21 protein-coding genes and 4 pseudogenes are annotated in these 23,131 nt (G+C 37.2%); 23 read left to right on the top strand and 2 right to left on the bottom strand.

Translation table 11 applies throughout. From position 1 onward, the window contains the following. Positions 1–30: 30 nt before the first annotated feature. Positions 31–165, top strand: a complete 135-nt coding sequence (locus tag NXM86_RS09180; RefSeq protein ID WP_255212297.1) for a hypothetical protein — start codon at positions 31–33, stop codon at positions 163–165. A 158-nt stretch (positions 166–323) separates the two neighbouring features. On the opposite strand, the pseudogene NXM86_RS09175 reads toward NXM86_RS09180, so the two are convergent. Then, positions 324–749, bottom strand: a pseudogene (locus NXM86_RS09175) (urease accessory protein UreH domain-containing protein); the annotation flags it as partial. 465 nt (positions 750–1,214) lie between these two features. Between NXM86_RS09175 and NXM86_RS09170 the strand changes: the two are divergent. The 22 genes and pseudogenes from NXM86_RS09170 to NXM86_RS09065 all read left to right on the top strand — a co-directional run bounded on the left by NXM86_RS09170 (position 1,215) and on the right by NXM86_RS09065 (position 20,556). Further along, positions 1,215–1,385, top strand: a complete 171-nt coding sequence (locus NXM86_RS09170) for an Lmo0850 family protein (protein ID WP_369492354.1) — start codon at positions 1,215–1,217, stop codon at positions 1,383–1,385. After that, on the top strand, positions 1,364–2,170 hold the full coding sequence (lgt, locus tag NXM86_RS09165; protein WP_498958971.1) for a prolipoprotein diacylglyceryl transferase: 807 nt from the start codon (positions 1,364–1,366) through the stop codon (positions 2,168–2,170). Before NXM86_RS09170 ends, lgt begins: the two co-directional genes overlap by 22 nt. A 36-nt stretch (positions 2,171–2,206) precedes the next feature. Continuing rightward, positions 2,207–2,704, top strand: a pseudogene (locus tag NXM86_RS09160) (IS3 family transposase); the annotation flags it as partial. A gap of 206 nt (positions 2,705–2,910) precedes the next feature. Continuing rightward, positions 2,911–3,801, top strand: coding sequence for an ISNCY family transposase (locus NXM86_RS09155; RefSeq protein WP_011886641.1), 891 nt, complete (start codon positions 2,911–2,913; stop codon positions 3,799–3,801). 444 nt (positions 3,802–4,245) lie between these two features. After that, positions 4,246–5,897, top strand: a pseudogene (merA, locus tag NXM86_RS09150) (mercury(II) reductase). A 320-nt stretch (positions 5,898–6,217) separates the two neighbouring features. Further along, positions 6,218–7,135, top strand: coding sequence for a hypothetical protein (locus tag NXM86_RS09145; RefSeq protein WP_063389316.1), 918 nt, complete (start codon positions 6,218–6,220; stop codon positions 7,133–7,135). Positions 7,136–7,603: 468 nt separating this feature from the next. After that, on the top strand, positions 7,604–7,915 hold the full coding sequence (locus NXM86_RS09140) for a metal-sensing transcriptional repressor (RefSeq protein WP_042411649.1): 312 nt from the start codon (positions 7,604–7,606) through the stop codon (positions 7,913–7,915). 16 nt (positions 7,916–7,931) lie between these two features. After that, positions 7,932–10,328 (top strand): heavy metal translocating P-type ATPase, encoded by a 2,397-nt coding sequence (locus NXM86_RS09135; RefSeq protein WP_430758714.1) that lies wholly within the window; start codon positions 7,932–7,934, stop codon positions 10,326–10,328. Positions 10,329–10,359: 31 nt separating this feature from the next. Then, entirely contained in the window at positions 10,360–10,563 is a 204-nt protein-coding gene (copZ, locus tag NXM86_RS09130) for a copper chaperone CopZ (protein ID WP_042411645.1), read from the top strand. A gap of 611 nt (positions 10,564–11,174) precedes the next feature. After that, positions 11,175–11,704 (top strand): annotated as a pseudogene (locus tag NXM86_RS09125) (cytochrome c oxidase assembly protein). A gap of 76 nt (positions 11,705–11,780) precedes the next feature. Next, the gene (locus tag NXM86_RS09120; RefSeq protein WP_498958968.1) at positions 11,781–12,353 is read left to right on the top strand and encodes a response regulator transcription factor; all 573 of its coding nucleotides are present in this window, start codon (positions 11,781–11,783) and stop codon (positions 12,351–12,353) included. Then, on the top strand, positions 12,332–12,484 hold the full coding sequence (locus tag NXM86_RS09115; RefSeq protein WP_498958967.1) for a winged helix-turn-helix domain-containing protein: 153 nt from the start codon (positions 12,332–12,334) through the stop codon (positions 12,482–12,484). Before NXM86_RS09120 ends, NXM86_RS09115 begins: the two co-directional genes overlap by 22 nt. A gap of 47 nt (positions 12,485–12,531) precedes the next feature. Then, complete coding sequence (locus tag NXM86_RS09110) at positions 12,532–13,887, top strand: sensor histidine kinase (RefSeq protein ID WP_169712560.1); 1,356 nt, start codon at positions 12,532–12,534, stop codon at positions 13,885–13,887. After that, the gene (locus NXM86_RS09105) at positions 13,884–14,084 is read left to right on the top strand and encodes a hypothetical protein (RefSeq protein WP_042411639.1); all 201 of its coding nucleotides are present in this window, start codon (positions 13,884–13,886) and stop codon (positions 14,082–14,084) included. Before NXM86_RS09110 ends, NXM86_RS09105 begins: the two co-directional genes overlap by 4 nt. A gap of 2 nt (positions 14,085–14,086) precedes the next feature. Beyond that, positions 14,087–15,274 carry a F510_1955 family glycosylhydrolase gene (locus NXM86_RS09100; protein ID WP_498958966.1) on the top strand — a complete coding sequence of 396 codons (1,188 nt, stop codon included), beginning with the start codon at positions 14,087–14,089 and terminating at the stop codon, positions 15,272–15,274. A 9-nt stretch (positions 15,275–15,283) separates the two neighbouring features. Further along, positions 15,284–15,487 (top strand): SHOCT domain-containing protein, encoded by a 204-nt coding sequence (locus tag NXM86_RS09095; RefSeq protein ID WP_063389607.1) that lies wholly within the window; start codon positions 15,284–15,286, stop codon positions 15,485–15,487. 135 nt (positions 15,488–15,622) lie between these two features. Next, the gene (locus NXM86_RS09090) at positions 15,623–15,835 is read left to right on the top strand and encodes a hypothetical protein (RefSeq protein WP_498958965.1); all 213 of its coding nucleotides are present in this window, start codon (positions 15,623–15,625) and stop codon (positions 15,833–15,835) included. Positions 15,836–16,025: 190 nt separating this feature from the next. Then, entirely contained in the window at positions 16,026–16,289 is a 264-nt protein-coding gene (locus NXM86_RS09085; RefSeq protein WP_498958964.1) for a DUF2933 domain-containing protein, read from the top strand. A gap of 145 nt (positions 16,290–16,434) precedes the next feature. Further along, entirely contained in the window at positions 16,435–18,054 is a 1,620-nt protein-coding gene (gene resB / locus NXM86_RS09080; RefSeq protein WP_042411627.1) for a cytochrome c biogenesis protein ResB, read from the top strand. Next, complete coding sequence (gene ccsB, locus NXM86_RS09075) at positions 18,051–19,244, top strand: c-type cytochrome biogenesis protein CcsB (protein WP_042411624.1); 1,194 nt, start codon at positions 18,051–18,053, stop codon at positions 19,242–19,244. Before resB ends, ccsB begins: the two co-directional genes overlap by 4 nt. A 28-nt stretch (positions 19,245–19,272) precedes the next feature. Further along, positions 19,273–19,800, top strand: coding sequence for a thiol-disulfide oxidoreductase ResA (resA, locus tag NXM86_RS09070; RefSeq protein ID WP_231883423.1), 528 nt, complete (start codon positions 19,273–19,275; stop codon positions 19,798–19,800). A gap of 42 nt (positions 19,801–19,842) precedes the next feature. Further along, positions 19,843–20,556, top strand: a complete 714-nt coding sequence (locus tag NXM86_RS09065; protein ID WP_042411620.1) for a cytochrome c biogenesis CcdA family protein — start codon at positions 19,843–19,845, stop codon at positions 20,554–20,556. A gap of 1,296 nt (positions 20,557–21,852) precedes the next feature. On the opposite strand, the gene NXM86_RS09060 is transcribed toward NXM86_RS09065, so the two are convergent. Next, positions 21,853–23,019, bottom strand: a complete 1,167-nt coding sequence (locus NXM86_RS09060) for an IS256 family transposase (protein ID WP_498958249.1) — start codon at positions 23,017–23,019, stop codon at positions 21,853–21,855. Between the last annotated feature and the right edge of the window lie 112 nt (positions 23,020–23,131).

Below are 23,131 nucleotides of genomic sequence, written 5' to 3'. Positions count from 1 at the left end.
TTCCTTACTGTTAACTCAGGAGGGGTGTTTTTGTTATGGGAAAAATTAATAGAAGTAAGAAAAGTGAGGGCAGTCCAGCCGGATTTAGATGTGCAATGGAGCTTTAAAACTATTATAAAAGAGTTTGAATTTTTTCATAAAAAAATCCCCCTAACAGTCGGCTAATCTAAGTAATAAATGAGGAAATCATACTTTCGAGTATCCAAGTTTACTTAGGGAATAAAAGGAGCTATTATCTGTAGTTGTTGTTCTGTGTTTCTAATAAATTATTTTTGTATCAGAACTGTAATAATTGGGTATTCCTATTTTCGGATGATAAACGCCTAAAAACCTGTGAATCCACCAAACAAACCTGTAAAAAAGGTAACGATTTTTGTCATCAAATCAAAAAACAGCAGAATCCCCGTGACAATCATAAGAAATCCTCCGACTTTTACGATGACAGAATTATACCTTTTTATCCAATTTAGCTTGCCGATAAAAAATGACATAATGAAAAAAGGAACGGCAAAACCTAATACATAGGCGAACATGTATAAAATTGCTGCACTTGGTTTGGTAGCTGCCAACGCTATAACTGATACAAGAATTGGGCCGGTACAAGGAGTCCAGCCTGCGGCAAATCCTATTCCAATTAAAATAGAACCAAAATAACCGGAGGGCTTGTTGCGAAAGAAGAACCGCTTATCCTTCATCATAAAGGAAGGTGAAAATACACCTAAAATTACTAGACCGAAAAAGATAATGAAAGTTCATGGTGTGGCAGAAGCATCGTTCTTTCCCTCCATTTCTCCTTCGGCCTGCCTTCATAATAAAACAGCTTGTCGACTTTGTTGACAAGATGAGCCGACTTAATAAACTGACGTTTTTTGTTATATCTAATTGTACTTTAATTATTTTCTCGTACAACGCTGCTTGTACGTATTCAACTAGTTCATATATTGATATACACTGAACGTTTTCTTGACACTTGAGGTAAACCGATTAAGTAAAATGAGTCATTTTTATTATTTTGTTACTTCTTCTACATAACTTCTGCAAATTTATTTATTAAAATACATTCATCGAATTATTAAGAACTATTGATTCAGGAGGATTGTATGAAAACTGTAAGAGTCAAAAGTCTAACAGAAGAAGTACAGGAATTAAATCAATCATTTAGCCGCTAAACTCAATATATTAGTAAATAACTTTGTCAATGGGGTTAGAATAGAATGAACAAGGAAAAGCAAGTTTTTCAAATCGTAAATCGTCTTAGAGCGAGAGGCATACCAGCAGAAATTACGAAATCAAGATTAGCTATATTAGCTTATATGTTAGAAAATTCAGAGAAAAAGAATGGAAAGGAGACTTTAGTAAGTAAATGGAAACCATTAAACCTCTAAATCCAATTGCACTGGAATTAGGTCCTTTAAGTATTCATTGGTACGGAATTATTATTGGTACAGGGCTCTTGTTAGGATTGTATATTGCTACTAATGAAGCAGTAAAAAGGGGATTACAAAAAGAGGTATTTACCGACCTTGTATTATGGGCTGTCCCTATAGCTTTGATATGTGCCAGAATTTATTATGTCATCTTTAATTGGTCGTATTATTCGCAACACCCCAATGAGATTATAGCTATATGGAAAGGCGGAATCGCCATTCACGGGGCTTTAATAGGTGCTATTGTCACAACTGTCGTTTTTGCAAAGAAAAAGAATTTGAGTTTTTGGAAATTGGCAGATATCGCAGCACCAAGCATTATACTGGGGCAAGCAATTGGACGTTGGGGAAACTTTATGAATCAGGAAGCACATGGAGGACCCGTTTCAAGAGAGTTTTTAGAAAGCCTTCAGCTTCCTGATTTTATCATTAATCAAATGTACATTGAAGGAAGTTATTATCATCCAACATTTTTGTATGAGTCTCTATGGGACTTGATAGGGTTTCTGATTTTATTGATATTACAACGTTTAAACTTAAAACGTGGAGAAGTATTCTTGACTTATGTTATATGGTATTCGATTGGTAGATTCTTTATTGAAGGAATGAGAACAGATAGTTTAATGCTAACGGATAATTTAAGAATGGCTCAAGTTTTATCTATTACTTTGGTGATTGCAAGTACAGTTCTTATATTATACAGACGAACTAGAAAAAATTTGACAGCTAGGTATAAAGATTAAATTAAACTATTCATTTCTTTCAAGCAACGGCTCCGGAATGAAGGATGGATGGCGGATATTACGTATATTCCTACTGATGAAGGCTGGTTGTATTTAGCGAGTATCATGGATTTATATACTTGTGAAATGGTAGGGTGGTATATCGATACACGAATGACGAAAGAGTTAGTCATTAAAGCATTACAACGGGCTCTAAACAGCGAAAAACCAACGGAACGAGTGATTCATCATTCGAATCGTGGGAGTCAATATGCTCCGAATGACTATCAATAGCTCTTACAGAAACATCATTTTCAAGTGAGCATGTCGAGACGTGGGAACTGTTACGACAACGCTTGTATGGAGGCTTTTCATAGCCTAATCAAGAAAGAGTGCATTTATCTGAATCGATTCCGTACGCAGAAAGAAGCGAAACAAGCAATTATTGAGTACATTGAATGCTTCTACAACTGTAAAAGAAATCATTCAGTTCTTGGCTATGTATCACCATGTGAATTTGAAGCTGCTTATTACGCTCTAAACAGAGAAAAGTAGCTGTGTAGGTTCAGCTATTTCTTTCTGTTTAACGTGTCCGTTTTCTTGACATAACACTAAAACCACTAATTGACCAGTGTTTTGTTTTTTATTTTGAACGTGTTGCAAAACGCATAACGAATGCATAAATGCACATAAAAAATCCACCACCTTGGAAATCATATACAGTGACCAAAAAAACAACTCTCCAAGGGGTGGACACTATTATGATTTCCAATTGGAACAGCGAACATGCATGGACTTATGAAATTGACCCAATTTTAGAAGCATTATTTCGGTATATCGACTCGCTATCATTGCCGGAAACACCGTATGTGACAGGAAGACCGCCGGTGTCGAAAAAATCGTTGTTGAAATGTTTCTTTTTGAAAACCTATTTTTCCATTGATTCCTTGCGAAAATTAGTGCGCATCCTGCAGCGTTTTCGCTGTTTTCAACGGGCCTGTGGGCTTGGTGAAGTCCCTCACCTTTCTACGTTTTCCCGTGCGGCGAAGTGGTTCCGGGAACAAGGATTTCCTGTTTTTCATGCACAGCTGCTCAAAGATCTAGAAGTACGTTATCCGCAAATCGTGCTGATCGACAGCACAGCCCTTCGAAGCAGTCTTTACGATTCACAGGCGAAGTGGGGAGTGTCCACCCGATATCACTGGTTTAAAGGATATAAACTCCATCTCTGCACCACCGCCGAGGGAATCATTTTATCTCATGTGTTGACCACAGCGAATCGAAATGATGCGGCAGTAGCACCAGAATTGCTTGTTTCTTTAAAGCAGTGGGATATCGAATTTGTATTGGGCGATGCCGCGTATGACAGTGAAAAGGTTCGTCAAACAGCAGAGCAGTCAGGAATCCTATTCATTTCCCCTATCAACCGCCGCAATAGCGAGGAACGAAAAGATGCCTATGGCCGGGTTCTTCCTGTCTTTTTGAAAACGAGATTTGGCCAATGGCTGTTTGGACTTCGTCGTGAGATTGAACGAGTATTTAATGAGTTAAAGAGTGACGGGTTGGAACAGCCAAGATGGTATGGATTTCATCGATATGTACTGCATGTGTTATGTTGCATCCTTATGCATAACTTCGAGTTTTTACTCTAGTTTTGCAACACCATCTGAATAAATTAAAAGAAAGCTGTCCGAATGAAGAGCAACTACATGAATGTCCAATTATTGAATCTCTGATTGATGATTAAAGAAATGAGATATCAATGAAAAATAAGACATTTATAGTGATCGGAACACTTGTTACATTATTACGACTTGTAGTAACGAAAATAATGTAGAAACTACAGCGAATGGAAATAATACTAAAAGTGCTACCTTTACCATTACTGAAATGGATTGTTCAAGTTGTCCTGTGTTGTCAAAAGTGCTCTTGAACGTGTAGAAGGTGTAAAAACAGTGGAAGTAACCATTACAGAAGGTTCCCAAGGAACAGCTAAAGTTGTGTTTGATGCTTCAAAAACAGATGTAAAAACTTAAAAAAATACCGTCTTAGAATTAGGATATGGTGTTAAACAATAGGAGGTGTTTCATTTGTCAATTCGTAAATATCGTTTACAAGTGGAAGGTATGACATGTACTGGGTGTGAAAGGCACGTTGAAACAGCTCTAAACAGCATAGGAGCTAAAAATGTAGATGTAAATTTTCGCCGTGGAGAAGCTGTTTTCGAATTGCCAGAACATATAGGTATCGAGAAAGCCAAAGAAGCTGTGAATAAGGTTAATTATAAGGCAGGTGAAGCTGAAGTTATTCATCAACAAAAAAGCTCCGTTGTTGGTGATGATGAAGGTGATTATGATTATGACTTTATTGTCATTGGTTCTGGGGGAGGAGCTTTTTCTGCTGCTATTAAAGCAGTGGAATATGGGGCAAAAGTGGCGATGATTGAGCGTGGTACCATCGGTGGGACTTGTGTAAACATTGGATGTGTTCCATCAAAAACACTGCTACGTTCTGGAGAAATCAATCATTTAGCAAAAAACAATCCATTCCTTGGTTTAAATACTTCAGCTGGTTCGGTAGATTTGAAAAAACTAATGGAACAAAAAGATGAACTGGTGAGAGAATTACGTCAGCAAAAGTATGTTGATTTAATTGATGAATATGGGTTTGAACTAATACAGGGAGAAGCAAAATTTGTCAATGAAAAAACAATAGAAGTAAACGGGAATAAAATAACAGCTAAACGCTTTTTAATCGCAACAGGAGCTTCCCCATTGATTCCTAATATTCCGGGATTAAAAGATGTTGACTACTTAACAAGCACTTCTTTGTTAGAGCTTAAAGAACTGCCAAAAAGTCTTGCTGTTATTGGTTCAGGATACATCGGATTGGAGTTAGGTCAGCTCTTTCACCATTTAGGAGTGGAAGTAACGTTAATGCAGCGTAGCCAAAGAATTCTTAAAGAATATGATCCTGAAATTTCAGAAGCTGTAGAAAAAGCATTAACAGAACAAGGCATTCATGTTATTACCGGTGCTACATTTGAGCGTGTAGAACAGAATGGAGATATGAAACAAATTCATGTTACTGTTCATGGTGAAAAGAAAATCATTGAAGCTGAGCAGCTACTTGTAGCTACGGGGCGCAAGTCAAATACGGAAGCACTAAATCTTCAAGCTGCAAACGTAGAAGTGGGTTCTCGCGGTGAAGTTAAAGTTGATGACTATTTACGAACCTCCAATCCTAGAATTTATGCTGCCGGAGATGTAACAATGGGACCGCAATTTGTTTATGTTGCTGCATACCAAGGTGGAATTGCTGCCGATAATGCAATCGGTGGCTTGGAGAGAAAAGTAAATCTTGATACTGTTCCGGCTGTTATATTTACTAGTCCATCGATTGCTACGGTAGGATTAACTGAGGAGCAAGCTAAAGAAAGAGGATACGAGGTGAGAACTTCTGTTTTACCACTTGATGCAGTTCCAAGAGCGCTTGTGAATCGCGAAACGACAGGTGTATTTAAACTTGTTGCTGATGCAAAAACATTCAAAAAAGTGCTAGGTGTTCATATTGTTGCCGAAAATGCTGGTGATGTGATTTATGCAGCCACATTAGCTGTAAAATTTGGTCTAACGGTGGAAGATTTGCAAGAATGCCTTGACCATATTTAACGATGGAAGAATGATTGAAATTGGTTGCCTTAACATTTGATAAAGATGTCAAAAAACTATCTTGTTATGCTGGTTAAAGCTCCTTTTCATAAACATATAGGCTTTTTGATTATTCTAACTGTACTTGAGCAAATTTACAATGAAGCAGAAAAAGAGATACGAACCGATTCCTTGGTTAGAATAGAATGTACCATCAAATTCCCCAATCAAGGACAAGGAGGGAAGATGGAAAATTGGAAGGGAATTTTTTATGGGAACAGAAGCTCTCCAACTGATTGGAGAGACGTTTACTTGATAAACACTCCAAATTAAAACATTTTCATTAGCATCATTGTCGATTTCTATTAGAATCGAAACAGTATGATGGAAATCATATGAACAAAAGGAGTATATAAACATGGATTCAACTGTTTCAAAGAAAGTAACGATGATTTCATATATCATTAGCATTACATTCATTATCGCGATGATTACGGCTTCGGTGATGTTGAAAGATCACGAAATTATTTTGCCGGAAGTTGCGGCAATGGCGATTGCCATGTGGGTGTACCGAGAAGCAGGATGGATCAGGCAACCATCGAAAATTTTTCTTGCGCCGTCCATCACGGCAGTGATCGGTTTCGCAGTGAATCAACTACACATTTCTTATTTAGGAAAAGTAAGCCTTACCCTTATACTTTTAATGCTCTTTTTACGTATCATTCAATCAAATTTGGGACCGTCCATTGCAACGGGCTTACTGCCAGTGGTGACAAATGCAAATGAATGGTCATTTATTATATCCGTTTTTATTTTTACCTTTATATTGATGCTTGGAGTTCTCAAATTTGGATTGAATAAAGGACTTGAAAAGAAAGTGAAGATACAGTACAAGTACATGCTGGTATTCTTAGTGCTGATTTTCGTGTGGATGGGTTTATGCTGGCTCGCTGGCTACCCACTGGCAGTGATCCCGCCGATTCTCGTTGTTGTGTATGAGTCACTTCAGAAGCCGATGTACAACGGAAAAATGGCTTTTAAACAAGGGCTTGTATTGACCATATCTGCGACTGTCGGAACGCTGTTGTACTTTGCTATTGATTCGTGGATATTGGTCACCCTGTTAGATATGATTTTAATGCTTATTCTGTTACGTATTGTTGGCATCCGTGTCCCGGCTGTGTACGCCTTTCCACTGCTCCCGTTTGTCTTTCCTGATCATATCGTAGCCATGTTGCCGCTAGGTTCGTTGATTACATGTGTATTCTTGTTTACTTCGGTGTTAGCATATAAAAAGATGGAGATGAAGCGAAGTAGAAAGGTAATGCAAATGTAAAGGAGATAAAAGAATTCATGTACTCGAAGAGAGGACCTATTTTCTATTCTTCGTAGGCATCTCGTTTATCCGCATAAAAAGATTTGGTGACTAGGTTATAAAGTTAAACGTCATGTTTTAGGCTATCGGAACGGAAAACCACCGATAGCCTTTCTATTAGCGTTAAAACCTATTGAATTTATATAAATTTAATCAAAAATTATTCAATAAAAAATAATTGTAATTTATGTTGATAATTTGACTGTTATTTTGTACAGAACCCGTTACTTTAAAGAACGAGTTCCTTTTGTATCGATACAGATTTAAACAGAAAATAATTGAATAGATGTACGTTACTCTGATTCAAAATAGGAATAAAAAATTACACATAGAAAATCATACATTAAGTAAGATATCATTTGCATTTTATACCCAATACCGGTATAATGTATTCGAAGACAACTGTTATAAACAAATGAGGTGGTAGCAATGAATCAATATGAAGATGACAATATAAATGCCAAAATGGTTCCGCGAACCGAAGAAGAGATCGAAAGCATCGTCAAGCGCTTGAAGCGTATTGAAGGGCAAGTACGCGGGGTACAAAAGATGGTCGAGGACAATCGGTACTGTATTGATATTTTAGTGCAAATTTCCGCGATTCAAGCTGCGTTAAACAAAGTCGGGTTGAATTTGCTGGAACGCCATGCCAATCATTGCGTTTCCAAGGCGATCCGCGAAGGCAGCGGAGAAGAATCCATCCGGGAATTGATGGATGTGATTAAGCAATTCTCAAAGTAAAGGAGAGGAATGCTTTATGAGTGAGCAAAAGCTCGTTACACTTAGAGTGACCGGCATGACATGCGCCGCTTGCTCCAATCGTATAGAGAAAGCGTTGAACAAGATGGATGGAGTAGAAGCCAATGTCAATTTAGCCATGGAAAAAGCAACGATTAAATATGATCCATCGAAACAAAGTGTAGCCGATATCCAAACGAAAATTGAGAATTTGGGGTATGGTGTCGCGACAGAAAAAGTGACGCTAGATATTGAAGGGATGACATGCGCGGCATGTGCGACACGGATTGAAAAAGGGTTAAATCGTATGGAAGGTGTTACGAGCGCTACTGTAAACTTGGCGACAAACAGTGCCGTTGTAGAATACAATGAAGGCATTGCATCTGTAGAAGATATTTTAGAGAAAATCAAAAAGCTTGGGTACAAGGGGCAGATACGAAACGAAGAACAAGATCATGTGGGGCGGAGAGAAGAGCTGCTTAAACAAAAACAACGGCAGCTTGTCATTTCTATTATCTTATCACTGCCTTTGCTTTATACGATGATTGCTCATATGCCGTTTGATATAGGCTTACCGATGCCGCACATGTTGATGAATCCGTGGTTCCAGCTTCTTTTGGCTACACCCGTTCAGTTCTACATCGGCGGTCCCTTCTATGTAGGGGCGTACCGGGCATTACGAAACAAGAGTGCGAACATGGATGTACTAGTGGCGCTTGGAACATCGGCAGCTTACTTTTACAGCTTGTACGAAGCTTTCAAAACATTAGGAAATCCCGAATATATGCCAAGATTGTATTTTGAAACGAGTGCTGTGCTGATTACGCTTGTACTTGTCGGAAAATACTTTGAATCAGTAGCGAAAGGAAGAACAACAGAAGCCATCTCTAAACTGTTGAGCCTGCAGGCAAAAGAAGCTACTGTCATCCGCGATGGGGAAGAAATAAAAGTTCCGCTCGAGGAAGTAGTGATTGGTGATACCATTCTCGTCAAGCCAGGAGAAAAAATCCCGGTAGACGGAACGGTCATCGCCGGAGTATCCTCCGTGGATGAATCAATGATTACCGGTGAATCCATTCCGGTTGATAAGAAGGAAGGCGATTCTGTCATCGGAGCAACCATTAATAAAAATGGTGTACTCACCATTCGGGCAGAAAAGGTTGGGAAAGATACCGCACTTGCCAATATCATTAAAATCGTAGAAGAGGCACAAGGCTCTAAAGCGCCTATTCAGCGTATGGCTGATGTCATTTCAGGTATTTTCGTACCAATTGTTGTAGGAATTGCTGTCATTGCATTCATTACATGGTACTTCTTTGTGGCGCCAGGCGACTTACCGAAGGCGCTTGAGGTGGCCATCGCGGTTCTTGTCATTGCGTGTCCTTGTGCGCTTGGTCTTGCCACACCGACATCCATTATGGTCGGTACAGGCAAAGGTGCAGAAAAGGGGATCCTCTTTAAAGGAGGTGAGTACCTAGAGGGAACGCATAAAATCAATGCAGTATTACTGGATAAAACAGGAACAGTGACAAAAGGAAAACCAGAAGTAACCGATGTACTTAAGTTCCGTGAAGACATGCTCGATTATGCCGTTTCTGCCGAGAGTGCTTCGGAACATCCGTTGGCTCATGCCATTGTGGAATATGGGAAGAAACGATCGATTTTGGTTAAGCCACTGGAGCATTTCTCCGCCATTACCGGTCATGGAATTGAAGCTGTCATTGATGGCAAAAATGTCCTTGTTGGAACGCGAAAACTTATGAAGGAACGCTCTGTAGAGATTGCCATGCATGAAGATAAAATGATAGAACTTGAAAAACAAGGAAAAACTGCCATGCTAGTTGCCATTGATGGGCAGCTTGCCGGCATCATCGCTGTCGCGGATACGGTAAAAGAAAGCTCCAAAGAAGCGATTCAAACATTAAAACAAATGGGTATCGAAGTGTACATGGTAACGGGAGACAACAAACGTACAGCGGAAGCCATTGCAAAGCAAGTGGATGTGGATCGCGTCTATGCAGAAGTACTTCCTGAAGAAAAAGCGAATATCGTTGAAGAACTGCAAAAACAAGGAAAACGAGTGGCGATGGTCGGTGATGGAATTAATGACGCTCCAGCTCTTGCGAAAGCGGATATTGGCATGGCCATCGGCACAGGAGCGGATGTCGCCATCGAAACGGCCGATGTTACCTTGGTCGGCGGAGATTTAGCTCATATCCCGAGAGCGATTGAGTTAAGCCGTAAAACAATGAAAAACATTCGACAAAACCTGTTCTGGGCTTTGTTCTATAATACCATTGGCATTCCTGTAGCCGCTGCTGGATTATTGGAGCCTTGGATTGCCGGAGCGGCAATGGCATTCAGTTCTGTATCAGTTGTGACCAACGCGCTTCGTTTGAAACGCGTGAAAATATAAAAAATGAAAATAAATGAAGGAGGAATAAAAAATGGCGATTACATTACAAGTAGAAGGAATGACTTGCGGACACTGCAAAATGGCGGTGACAAACGCTCTTAAAAAGTTAGACGGGGTAAGAAATGTAGAAGTACATTTACAAGAAGGCACTGTGGATGTAGATTATGATGAAACAAAGGTAAGTGTAGAAAAACTCAAAGAAGCGATTGAAGAGCAAGGTTACGATGTGAAGTAACATACATGGATTTATACTCCCTGATATGATCCCCTCCAAGTAGAATTGGAGGGGGTCTTTTTTATAGTGTGGGAAGGGCAACTTAATTGCTTATACCAAATCTGCTATATGAACTTCTCCACCGGGCTTTAAAATTCGAAATTTCCTATGGAATGTAGATTTTTTCTTTGTGGAATCAAGATGGTAGTCGAAAGTACGTGTTCGAATGTTGCGAAATCGAAGAGAAGAGTTGTGAAGAATCCTTGAATAAAGATTTATGTTGTTTGTACTTTCGTTTTTTGTCTAACTATTTCTATATTTTAAGATTTTCAACAAGTTCATAAAGCGTTTGTTGAGGATACAATCGGTAGCAAAGAAATGTATACACACAAAAGAATATAATATCAGCATCTATCTCCATATTTTCTTCAAAATTTTTTAATAAGATTAATCATTGTAAAAATCAACGAAAAATAGTGATAGAAGGTGTACGACTTCTTTAATCAAATTATTAATATTTTGAGTCAGCCTTTTATGATACGGCTCATCGTTTCGAAGGAACACCAGTTTTATTTGCGTTTTTGTTGGGGATAGCCTTTTACATTACTTAGGAGATCATTTTTTGCGCTCATATGTTGGAACAATTGTTAATTTATATAGTTTTACCACCTTTACTGCTGTTAGGTTTGCCAAATCGAATGATGGTATCAATTCTTCATTTAGGATTAAGATACAAATGGATCAATTTTTTAAAATATCCGTTGATCCCGTTACTTTTATTTAATGTGTTGTTTTCGTTTTATCAAGTCCCATTCATATTTAATACAATCGTTTCACATAATATCTTGCATAACTTAACCCATATTATATTAACCATCTCCGCATTGTTCATGTGGATCCCTTTAATTCCGGTCACTAAGGAATTAGATTGTTTATCAAATATCCAAAAAATTTACTATATTTTACATCAGGAATGTTACTGACTACAGCTTGTGCCTTAATTATTTTTGCGAATGAACCGTTTTATACCGTCTATTACGACGCACCACAATTGTTTAAAACACTTTCACCGCTTGTGGATCAACAAGCAGGTGGAGTTATCATGAAAGTGGTTCAAGAAATCGTATATGGGACGATGATTGAATGTGTTTTCTTTAACTGAAAAAATGAGAGGTTAAAGGACAAACAATTGACCGGATCATTTATTAACAAATTATAACAGGGATTGTGATATAAGGATGAAGAAAGAAAGAGTATTAATCGTTGATGATGAATGGAACATGAGGCATTTACTAAAAATCAATCTTTCTCCATATTTTCACTTAACTGAAGCGGCAAGTGGACAAGAAGCATTAACCTTATTGACAAAAGGAAGAATCGACGTAGTGATTTTAGACATCATGATGCCCGATATGGATGGATGGGAGGTATGCAAAAAGATAAGGGAAATGAGTCAAGTGCCCATCCTTATGCTTACGGCACGTGGTGATGTAAAAGATAAAGTACAAGGATTTGATGTTGGAGCCGATGATTATCTTGTAAAGCCTTTTGAACCCGAAGAATTAGTGGCAAGGGTTAAAGCACTAATAAGACGTTCAGCTGCTTCTTCCAATCCTATTCAAACGGAAGGAATCATTAAGATTGCAGATTTAAAAATCGATCAAAATGAAAGACAAGTTTTTGTAAAGGATTGTCCATTAGAATTGACACCAAAAGAATTTGATATTCTCTTGCTATTAGTGTTAAACCCAAAAACGATATTTACAAGGGATATGTTACTAGATCGGGTATGGGAGTTCATGACGTTTTAGATATTCGTACAGTTGATACCCATGTGAAAAATATAAGGGAAAAGTTTAGAAAAAACGGGCTTTCCTTTAATCCGATTAAAACGGTTTGGGGCATGGGCTATAAATTCCAAGCTCCTGAAGAAGACCAATGAAATGGAATAGTATCGTTGTAAAATTAGGGGCAAGTATTCTAGTCATTGTGTTAACCATTTTGCTTCCACTTGGTTTTATTATCAATGAAATATTTTCTGGCTTTTATTACAGTAAAATGAAAGATCAAATTTACGATTTATCCAATCGTTATGCGAATTCCATCACATCGTTAGAGGATAAAAATATCCTCCGTATGTTTGAATTACTTGCCGATATGATAGATCAGGAAATTGTAATCGTAGACGAACAAGGTATCGTTGTTGCAAACTCTGGGATCCCAAGCTTATCGAAAGGAGAAAGAATCGATGCAAATGACATTTCTCTTTTAAGGAGAAATTCCGTCATTGAAAAGGAATATTACGATGAAATCTTAGATAAACGTTTTCTAAGCGTTGGAAGACCTATTTTTGCACAAAATCGCTTTATCGGCGGAATTTTTGTATTGGCTTCCATCGATGAGATACATCAATCAATTCATCTAATAAGGAATTTAATTGTTTGGGCTGGCATTGGTGCCATTCTTTTAGCCCTTGGCTTTACCTTTATTGTATCACGCAAGTTAGCCAATCCACTTTTAGAAATGGAAAGAGCAACCCGCAAAATGGCTGAAGGTGATTTAAATACAAAAGTTTTGGTTGAAACAAAAGACGAAATTGGCTCCCTAGCCAAGGCGATTAATGATTTAGCCGTTGAATTATACAGGTACCGGTCAAACCAGCGGGAATTTTTTGCAAACATTTCCCATGAATTGCGGACTCCTCTTACGTATTTAGAAGGGTATGCGAGAGCATTAAAAAACCAACAGTATCAAACAGAGGATGAAAAAGAAATGTATATACAAATTATCGAGCAAGAAGCCAATAGAATGTCCAAGCTAGTCAATGACTTGTTTGAACTGGCAAAGATGGAGGAAGGAAAGTTACCATTACATTTGGAGGAAATTGATCTGATTGAAGTGATTGAAAATGCCGTATTAAAAACAAAAGTGAAAGCAAAGGAGAAAGGGTTACAGTTATATTTTCATAAAATTTATCAATTGCCGAGTATTTATGCGGATGGTTTAAGAATGGAGCAAATTGTCATTAATTTAATCGAAAACGCCATTCGTTATACAGAAAAAGGGTTTATAAAAATAGAATTGTCTTATGATCAAGACAAAGTAAAGATTTTGATTGAAGATACGGGGATAGGGATACCGAAAGAAGATCTTCCATTTTTATTTGAACGATTTTATCGTGTGGAAAAATCAAGATCAAGAGAATTCGGGGGTACCGGGCTTGGACTGGCAATCGTCAAACAACTTGTGAAACTGCAAAATGGGACTATACATGTAAGTAGTGAAGTGGGAAGAGGGACAAGCTTTGAACTTACATTCCCGATTTATAAGGGGGATGCCCAATGAAAAAATTTGAAATCATTGTGCCTGTTTTGTTGATCATGGCTGGATTGTTATGTTTGACGATGTCCGGTTCGTTCATGTTCCGGCCGGAATTAAGGGTATATATGAAAACGTTTGTTCAAATTTGTCTATGGATGGGAGTTCCCATTCTTCTTGCGGGAATTTTCTATCTTTTACTTTATAAGAAAAGGGGAGAATAGGATTGAAGTTAAAACTTTTTACTTTTTTGATCTCAGCATTATTTATGATTCCGGTTGGTGTATTCGCGCATGGTACTGAAGAAGAACACCAACGGGAGATGTTGACCGCTACTTTGTTAAATTATAGCTTTATTGTGTCGTCGATTTTGTTGGGGTTAGGAATCATTTTATTTTTCCTAATCAGAAATCAATTAAAAACTGTTAATGTGAAAAAACAAGAAGGACGCTTAAAACGGGACAAGCTGCAAAGATGGTTAAAATTAAGCCGATGGGTATCAGTTTTAGCTTTACTAGCCTTAGCTGTTTCTGGAGTATTTGCATTAACAAATGGGACAGGAGAAGAAGAGGACATTGATTTTATGCATATTCACGGGTTAGGTTTTACGAATGATGGGACTGAAATTTATGTACCGGCGCATGATGGATTGAAGGTCTATAAAAACGGCAAGTGGGAAATCCCAGAGGGGGAAAAACATGATTATATGGGATTTTCCATGGTTCATAATGGTTTTTATAGCAGCGGACATCCTGCTCCGGGTTCTTCTATGAAAAATCCATTCGGTGTAGTAAAAAGTACAGATATGGGGAAAACCTTACAAACGCTTGATTTATATGGAGAGGTTGACTTCCACGGAATGGGAGTTGGATATTATTCTCACGCAATTTATGTTTTAAACCCAGAACCGAATTCAAGAATGGATGACGCTGGACTGTACTACTCATTAGACGAAACAAAAACTTGGACAAAAAGCGATATGAAAGGACTAGAAGGGCAACCAGCAGCTATTGCTGTTCATCCAGAGAAAGAAAATATTGTTGTGATAAGTACAAATCGAGGGGTTTATTTATCTAAGGACTATGGCAATTCTTTTGATAACATTGTAGAAGGTACTCCAGTCACATCCGTTTCCTTCACAAAAGAGGGGAAACTTCTTGCTGGAGTTATTACTGATAAGCCTTCTTTGATGGAAATTAATCTGGAATCCGGAGAGAAAAAAAACATCCCTATTCCAACTTTAAGTGAGGGTGATGCTATTGGATACATTGCGGTAAATCCAAACAATGAAAAGCAAATCGTCTTCACGACGTTTGAAAAAGACATTTATTTAACGGATAATTTTGGCGAAAAATGGATCCAAATAGCAAAACAGGGAAAAGGGATGAATAGCCAAACAACCACTAATGAATAGGAGGAAACCATGATGATGAGCATGGGTATGATGTTAAATATGTTATTTTGGATTATCATTATTGGATTTGCAATATATGGGATGATCTTGTTAATCATGAAACCATTTGAAAATAAATCAAATCATGCATTGAATATTCTCAAAGAGCGACTTGCCCGTGGAGAAATTGATGCGGAAGAATATGAGGAGAAAAAACGGCTATTAAAAGATTGACGATTCGTCTTCATATTTTCTTCAAAAAATTTGAAGTACATTTGTAAGATGCATGAGACATGTTAGAGAATAGACAAATCTCCATATTTTCATCAAATTTATTGTCTATAATAAAAACGAAGGGAGGGATCATAGATGAAAAAGAAAATTGCATTTGTTTCTTCATTTGCGCTAGCAACATTGTTAGTAGTCGGACAGTTTTCTTATGCGGAAAAGTCAGACAGTATGACGAACATGATGAATGGAGACGGTATGATGAAAATGATGGAAGCGATGAATTCTCCTGAAGGACAAAAAATGATGAAGGCATGCGGAGAATTCATGGAATCTTATAATAAAGCTGAATAAAAGCATCGTTTGAAAATCGATAAAAGTCCTTCTTTTTACCAAAGTTGTCATGTTCTAATGGGCGGTAAGTCTCTCCAAACAAGAGATTAACCGCCCAAAAGAACTCGATTCAGTAAACTAACTTGTAGTGTGAAGGAAGGAGCTCCCCACTGAAAGAGGTTTCTATTTAAATGAAAGGGGATTAGGGAATATGGAATGGTTGATATACTTATTATGTCCCTTAATGATGTTATTCTGTATGAAAGGGATGTTTACACGAGGGAAAAAGGACTGTCATACAACTCAGTCAACAAATCAATCAAATGAACTGAAATCATTGCAGATGCAAGTGGAAAATTTACAAGAGCAAAATATGAAATTAATGGAAGAAATCGAATTTCTCAAACAAACTGATGATTCCAATGTCATTATATTGTCTAAGACAAAACATGCTAATAAAACAGCAATAATGTGAAAAAGGAAACCGAGTTTGGTTGCCTGTTTTATTTGAGTAAATATTAGTAAATTGATAATTCCTTGGTCTTCTCCATATTTACTTCAAATTTTTCTTCTATAATTCTATGAGGCAATAGAAAAGCATTTATAGAAAGGTGAGGAAATTGCAATTAATAGAGTGCGAATGTGGGCATAAAAACCCTATTGGAACGGAATTATGCGAATCGTGCGGCAAACCGTTTCATGAAGAAACAGAACAGAAACTTCTGGATATGCGATATGAAGGGGTTGCAAGGAGATCGAAAACATATCAAACAACAATAATTGATAAAATTTGGAACTTCTTCTCGTCTGTAAAAGTTGGAATTTGGATTATCGTGTTAACTCTTATTGCGTCAGCTATTGGTACAATATTGCCACAGGAAATGTATATTCCACCTAATGTATATCCAGCACAATATTATAAAGAACAGTATGGGGTAGTTGGATATATTTTCTACACATTAGGATTCCATAATCTGTATGGCTCTTGGTGGTATATGCTTTTGCTTGCATCAATGGGTTTATCCTTAATTATTGCAAGTTTAGATCGGGTTGTTCCCCTATATCGGGCTTTAAAAAAACAGAGTGTTACAAGGCATACAAGCTTTTTAAAACGTCAAAGAATCTTTGGAATATCACGAGTTCCAAATCCTCACGAAACGATAAAACAAGTTGAGCAGAAATTAAAAGAAAAACATTATCAGATACGTAAAGAAAACGGAAATATTCTCGCGGAAAAAGGACGTTTTTCCAGATGGGGACCGTATGTTAATCATCTTGGTCTGGTGATTGTATTAATTGGCGCGATGTTAAGATTTTTCCCAGGAATGTACGTGGATGAAGTTCTCTGGATTCGTGATGGAGAAACAGAAGCAATCCCTGGTACAGACAGAAAATACTATTTAAAAAGTGAAAGATTCATATTAGAGACTTATGATCAAGATGATAAAAAGTTTCAAGAAATAATAAAAAAAGTCGGTAATGGAATTCCAAAAAACTATCAGACTGATGCTATCCTTTATGAAAACAAAAATGTAGGAATTGCTGGTGCTGAACCTAAACTAGTTAAACTTAAACAACAATCGATTAAGGTCAATCATCCTTTAAAATTCGATGGATTTGCTCTTTATCAAACAAGTTACAAGTTGAATGAGTTTCATAAAATGTATTTTAAGTTGGAGGAAAAAGAGACCGGAAAAACCTTTGGAGAAATAGAAGTTGATTTATTGAATCCAAAATCTACTTACAATTTAGGAAATGGGTATAAAGTGGAAATTCTCGAATATTTTCCTGATTTTGAATTTGGCGATAAAGGTCCAACAACAAAATCCAAAATTCCAAATAACCCTGCATTTGTATTTAAAATGTACACCCCTAAAACAAAGGATGGAGAAATCAGTTTTGTTGCTATTCGACAAAATTTGGAGCCATTCGGTGAAAACAAATTTAAAATGACGTTTACAAAATTGGATGTACGTAATGTTACTGCTTTAACTGTAAGAAAAGACCGCACCTTAGGAGTCATAGCATTCGGCGGCTTAATTTTTATGATTGGTCTTGTTCAAGGTATGTATTGGAACCATCGAAGAATCTGGGTGCAAATCGTCGGAAATGAAATTTGGATGGCAGCACATACAAACAAAAACTGGTATGGACTTAAAAAAGAGATTGATTATGTAATTAAAGATACAGATTTAACCAAGCCTCAGGATCAAAAAGAGCATAAAGGAGAGGTAGCATGATTAATGTGAGCAGTAATCTTTTAGCTAGTTCATTTTTTGCTTATTTTATAGCAACCATTCTAGCATGGGGATCTTTCGCGTCAAAACAAAAGAAAGCTTCTTTGAAAATCAAAAAATGGGAACGTATTTCAATCATTGTTGCTGCTTTAGGTTTTTTATTGCAAATCGGTTATTTTATTACTCGCTGGATTGCCATTTCTCATGTACCAGTAAGCAATATGTTTGAGTTTACTACATTTTTAGGCATGATGATCGTTTTGGGGTATTTAATAATCTATTTAATTTATAAAACAAACATCATTGGACTATTTGCACTTCCTACTGCGATGACGGTTATTGCCTATGCCAGTGTATTTCCAAAAGAGGCATCGCCATTAGTGCCAGCTTTACAAAGTTATTGGCTGAAAATTCATGTGACAACAGCAGCATTAGGAGAAGGAATTTTGACCATTAGTTTTGTAGCAGGTTTTATTTACTTATTGCGAGTTGTTGACCAAACGAAGAGCAGCAAAAAAACCTTTTGGATTGAATTTGTGATTTATTCTATATTAAGTACATTAGCTTTCGCCATTGTTTCTTATATTTTTAATGCCATGAATTTTGAAACAACATTTTCATGGGTAAATGAAACACAACAAGAACAAGAGCTTGTTTATCATATGCCAGCCATAGTAGGGCCTCCTGACGGGGAAATCGTGAAGAGTTCTCATTCTTTTAAACCAATTGTAGAAGCTCCTTCATGGATGAATGGGGTCAATGCACCAAGAAAACTAAATTCATTGATTTGGTCATTATTAATGGGACTCGTGTTATATATAATGTTGCGACTTTTATTCCAAAAAAGAATTGGGGCAAAGATTCAACCATACTTAAAAAATATTCGTCCGGAATTAGTAGATGAAATCAGTTATCGTTCAGTAATTATTGGTTTTCCGGTATTTACATTAGGTGCGTTAATATTTGCAATGATATGGGCACAAGAAGCATGGACAAGGTTTTGGGGATGGGATCCAAAAGAAGTCTGGGCATTAATCACTTTTCTTTTCTATGCAGCATATCTCCATCTCCGATTATCAAAAGGTTGGGAAGGAGAAAAGTCTGCTTGGCTGTCTGTGATAGGTTTTGTCATCATAATGTTTAATTTAATTGTCGTAAATCTTGTCATTGCTGGATTGCATTCATATGCTTAAAAGAATTTGTAAAGGAGTGTTTTTCGTTTTGGCTAAAAAAAGAAGACTTATCGTGCGAATTGGGATTTTAATTGGATTTGTTGCTACGATCATTTATGTACTATATTCAAGTATTTTTAACAATGACAATGGAATGGTCTCTCGTGGCGACCAAGCCCCGGATTTTCAATTACAAACTCTTGATGGAAAAACGGTAAGATTAAGTGATTATCGAGGACAAGGTGTGTTTTTAAATTTTTGGGCCACCTATTGTCCGCCTTGTAAAGAAGAGATGCCTTATATGCAAAATCAGTATGAGAAATTTAAAGACAAAGGAGTTACGATTTTAGCAGTTGATGTAGGTGAACCAAAATTAACAGTAGAAAAGTTTGTAAAACGTTATGGTCTGACTTTTCCAATTTTGCTAGATGAGAAAGAAGAAGTCATTGATTTATATGGTGTGGGGCCAATCCCAGTTACATTTCTAATTGACAAAAATGGAAAAGTAGTTGATCGAATCACAGCCAGTCTAACTGAAGAAGATATAGAGAAATATATGACTCAAATTATGCCATGATAGGGAGGGAGCTCCCTTTTTGTTATTAAAGGAGCTGATATCATGACAGAGGTTAATGCGATTTTATCATTTGGTGCAGGAGTTTTATCGTTTATTTCACCATGTTGTCTTCCGCTTTATCCCGCATTTTTATCTTATATTACGGGTATTTCGGTTGAAGAAATAAAAGAAAATAATGGATTATTGCAGAAGAGGGCACTTTTACATACAGCTTTCTTCTTGCTTGGTTTTACAGTGATTTTTATCGTGATTGGTTTTTCTACGTCCGTTATAGGATCCTTCTTTTTAAAATACGATGATTTAATAAGGCAAATAGGTTCCATTTTAATCATTTTCTTCGGCCTGATGACCATCGGTGTATTTAAACCATCTGTTCTTATGAAAGATAGGAAGATGTTTTCGTTTCGGAATCGCCCAACAGGTTACTTTGGATCAAGTCTCATTGGAATTGGATTTGCTGCCGGTTGGACACCATGCACAGGCCCGATTTTGGCTTCCGTAATCGCTTTAGCTGTAACAAATCCCAATCAAGCACTGTTTTATATGATAATGTATTCACTTGGTTTTTCAATTCCTTTTTTTACTATGGCGTTTTTTATTGGAAAATTACATTGGATTAAAAAATATAACCGGACGATTTTAAAAGTCAGTGGTTACATTATGGTTTTTATGGGAATATTCTTGTTTTTTGATTGGATGACAAAGTTAACATCATTTCTTATCAACAGATTTTATGGGGGTTTCACCGGTTTTTAGTAATATTAAGTTTTCAGGAGGGGAAAAGCTAAAACACTTTTTTCTAATGATGGGTATGGTTGGTTATTTATTGTGAATAACATGTTGCTTACAAATTTAAAGACGTGTTTAATGCAAAATAAAACTTTAGGAAAATGCAAGATAAAAAATTAAGCACTAAATTGGAAACAAAACAGGTCAGTTTTCTCACAAAATATAATTCAGAGACACGGCTTTACATGGAGTGGCGTGCATGGTAGGCTGGTTGTCTCTGCGAACTCCTTTTGTGCTGCAGCCTTCGCAAAAGAATCCATGCACGCAGAGACTCCATGTCAAGCCTTATAGAGTAAGATAATTATATTGGTATATGGATTATATTTACTTTTATGGAACTATGGTGCTAAACTTTTTCATTGCATTTCGCTTAAATTTTTAGTTGCAGAAAACAAAGATGTGGACAATAGGCAACATAAAGTGAATATTATCAAAGGAAAAATTTGAAACACATTAATTTTGTGAGGAGTATTATATGGAATTATACAACCAATTTGTAGATGTATTCTTATTAAATATTCACGAGTTTTTTTGGAGTCATTATCATGAAAGCCAAACGAGGATATTAAAAACAATATACTTAGGTCTATTGGCTTTATTTACACCAAGCCAAATTTATATAAACATTTTGTTTATTTGTTACCTTTTTAAACAATTTCATCAAAATTGGATAAGAGAACTATGTTATCTCGTTCTGGGGAAAACAATTGGGTTATTCGTGATGATATTTTGGGCGACAAAATTTGGAGATCTCTGGTTACTGTCATTTATCCAAATCATAGGTAAGGTTGTCAGTGCTATAGTCATGGTGTATATTTTATTTTTGTTATTTTCATTTAAATTTAAGATGATGAGTTTGAGTCTCGGATTTTTGACGTCATTCCTCTTCGATCCAATAATCTCTGCAGTGTCAAAATTCTTACCATTTTATTTTTATAAAAGTGTAAATAGCTTTTTAATGCCAATTTTATTCTCAGTAACAATAGTAACTCCAATTTTAATCATGAGTCTGCTAGTATACGGATTTGAAATAGACCAACAATTAAAAGACCAAAGATGTTTCAACTATGTAAGAAATTGGGTATCTATTGTTTTGGTTTTTCTGGTACCGTCAAGAATTTTGTGTAATGTAAATGGGGTAGGGTTTCTCTGAAATGGATTTGAATTGATAGGGGACTGATTTTCTCCACACAGGAGACTGAATATTCAGTCTCCTGTGTGGAAAGGGAGAATCCCCCTATTTTGTTTATTTACAGTATTTGGTTAATGATAACGTTCTTCAAACATTCGTTGAAGGGCTTCATGCGCTTCGGCAAATCCTCGCAACTTTCGCCCTGCCCATTTCTCATTAAAATCTTGAATGGTCAAATACACGATTTTTTCAGCGGCTTCTAAACTATTCAAACTGTTCATCGGTTTTAGGCGTTTCCGAATCTCCTTGATCGTTCGTTCGATGGCATTGGTCGTGTAAATCACACTTCGAATACTGCTTGGATAATCCATAAATGTAAGGAGGACATCCAACTCATTTGCCCAAGATTGAACTTCTCTCGGATACTTGCTGGACCATTTCGACTCAAACTGTTGAAACATTTGTAACGCCATCTCCTTATTCGGCGCGCGATAAATCAGCTTGAGATCCTCGGCCACTTCGAATTGGTCTTTTTTCCGAACACGGCTGAGGGTGTTGCGGACTTTGTGCACGACACAGCGCTGCACATCGGCTTTCGGATACACCGCCTTAAAGGCTTCCTCCAGCCCCGGTAGTCCATCGAATACGCCCAGAAGCACTTCCTTGACGCCTCTTTTGTAGAGCTGTTGGAGAATCTCCCGCCATCCATAGGCGCTTTCTTGTCCTCCCACGAAGAAATCCAGAATTTCGCGATATCCTTCTTCGTTCACTCCTAACACCACATAAATAACTTCTTTCTCTACCGTATCCCGGCGAAGTTTCACGTACAAGCCGTCCAAATATAAGACAGAATAACGTTTGGATAGTGGACGATGGTGCCATTTCTCGATGTCTTCTTTCACGACATCGGTAATACGGCTGATCGTCGCTGGAGAATAAGCATTTCCTAGAATTCGTTCGATAAACTTGCCAATTTCCCGTGTACTCATGCCACTTTGATACATCCTGATGATGGCTTCCTCCAGCCAGCCGGTGTGGCGTTGATAAGGGGCAAACAACTGTGTTTGAAATTCCCCGTTTCGGTCTCTTGGAACCAAAAGACCCTCAATCCGGCCATATTGCGTATCTAGATTTCGCTGATAGTAGCCGTTTCTCATATTTGATGTTCCGGCCTGTTCTATTTCGAGGAAATTCTTGATTTCTTCCCGCATGATCAGTTCTAATTTTTCCTTTACAAACTGACGAATGACACTTTCCAGTTGATTTGCCCAGTCGACATTCGGTATACTTTTAGACATAGGTAGGGTTCTCCTTTCTCTGGAATGTTTGGGTTCAATCAGAGAATACCCTACCTTTTTTCTTTTGGTCTAGCAAAATGCTTTACACAAAATTTTATACATCATCGTTCGA

The organism is Geobacillus sp. CX412 (genome assembly GCF_027942335.1).
Lineage (GTDB): Bacteria > Bacillota > Bacilli > Bacillales > Anoxybacillaceae > Parageobacillus_B > Parageobacillus_B toebii.
Note: the sequence above shows the minus strand (reverse complement) of the source record. Positions and strands in the feature narration are given on the sequence as shown.

Coding starts and splice junctions, on each gene's coding strand:
- NXM86_RS09170 (WP_369492354.1), top strand. CDS start 1,215: ATGAACAAGGAAAAGCAAGTTTTTCAAATCGTAAATCGTCTTAGAGCG.
- lgt (WP_498958971.1), top strand. CDS start 1,364: ATGGAAACCATTAAACCTCTAAATCCAATTGCACTGGAATTAGGTCCT.
- NXM86_RS09155 (WP_011886641.1), top strand. CDS start 2,911: ATGATTTCCAATTGGAACAGCGAACATGCATGGACTTATGAAATTGAC.
- NXM86_RS09145 (WP_063389316.1), top strand. CDS start 6,218: ATGGATTCAACTGTTTCAAAGAAAGTAACGATGATTTCATATATCATT.
- NXM86_RS09140 (WP_042411649.1), top strand. CDS start 7,604: ATGAATCAATATGAAGATGACAATATAAATGCCAAAATGGTTCCGCGA.
- NXM86_RS09135 (WP_430758714.1), top strand. CDS start 7,932: ATGAGTGAGCAAAAGCTCGTTACACTTAGAGTGACCGGCATGACATGC.
- copZ (WP_042411645.1), top strand. CDS start 10,360: ATGGCGATTACATTACAAGTAGAAGGAATGACTTGCGGACACTGCAAA.
- NXM86_RS09120 (WP_498958968.1), top strand. CDS start 11,781: ATGAAGAAAGAAAGAGTATTAATCGTTGATGATGAATGGAACATGAGG.
- NXM86_RS09115 (WP_498958967.1), top strand. CDS start 12,332: ATGGGAGTTCATGACGTTTTAGATATTCGTACAGTTGATACCCATGTG.
- NXM86_RS09105 (WP_042411639.1), top strand. CDS start 13,884: ATGAAAAAATTTGAAATCATTGTGCCTGTTTTGTTGATCATGGCTGGA.
- NXM86_RS09095 (WP_063389607.1), top strand. CDS start 15,284: ATGATGATGAGCATGGGTATGATGTTAAATATGTTATTTTGGATTATC.
- NXM86_RS09090 (WP_498958965.1), top strand. CDS start 15,623: ATGAAAAAGAAAATTGCATTTGTTTCTTCATTTGCGCTAGCAACATTG.
- NXM86_RS09085 (WP_498958964.1), top strand. CDS start 16,026: ATGGAATGGTTGATATACTTATTATGTCCCTTAATGATGTTATTCTGT.
- ccsB (WP_042411624.1), top strand. CDS start 18,051: ATGATTAATGTGAGCAGTAATCTTTTAGCTAGTTCATTTTTTGCTTAT.
- NXM86_RS09065 (WP_042411620.1), top strand. CDS start 19,843: ATGACAGAGGTTAATGCGATTTTATCATTTGGTGCAGGAGTTTTATCG.
- NXM86_RS09060 (WP_498958249.1), bottom strand. CDS start 23,019: ATGTCTAAAAGTATACCGAATGTCGACTGGGCAAATCAACTGGAAAGT.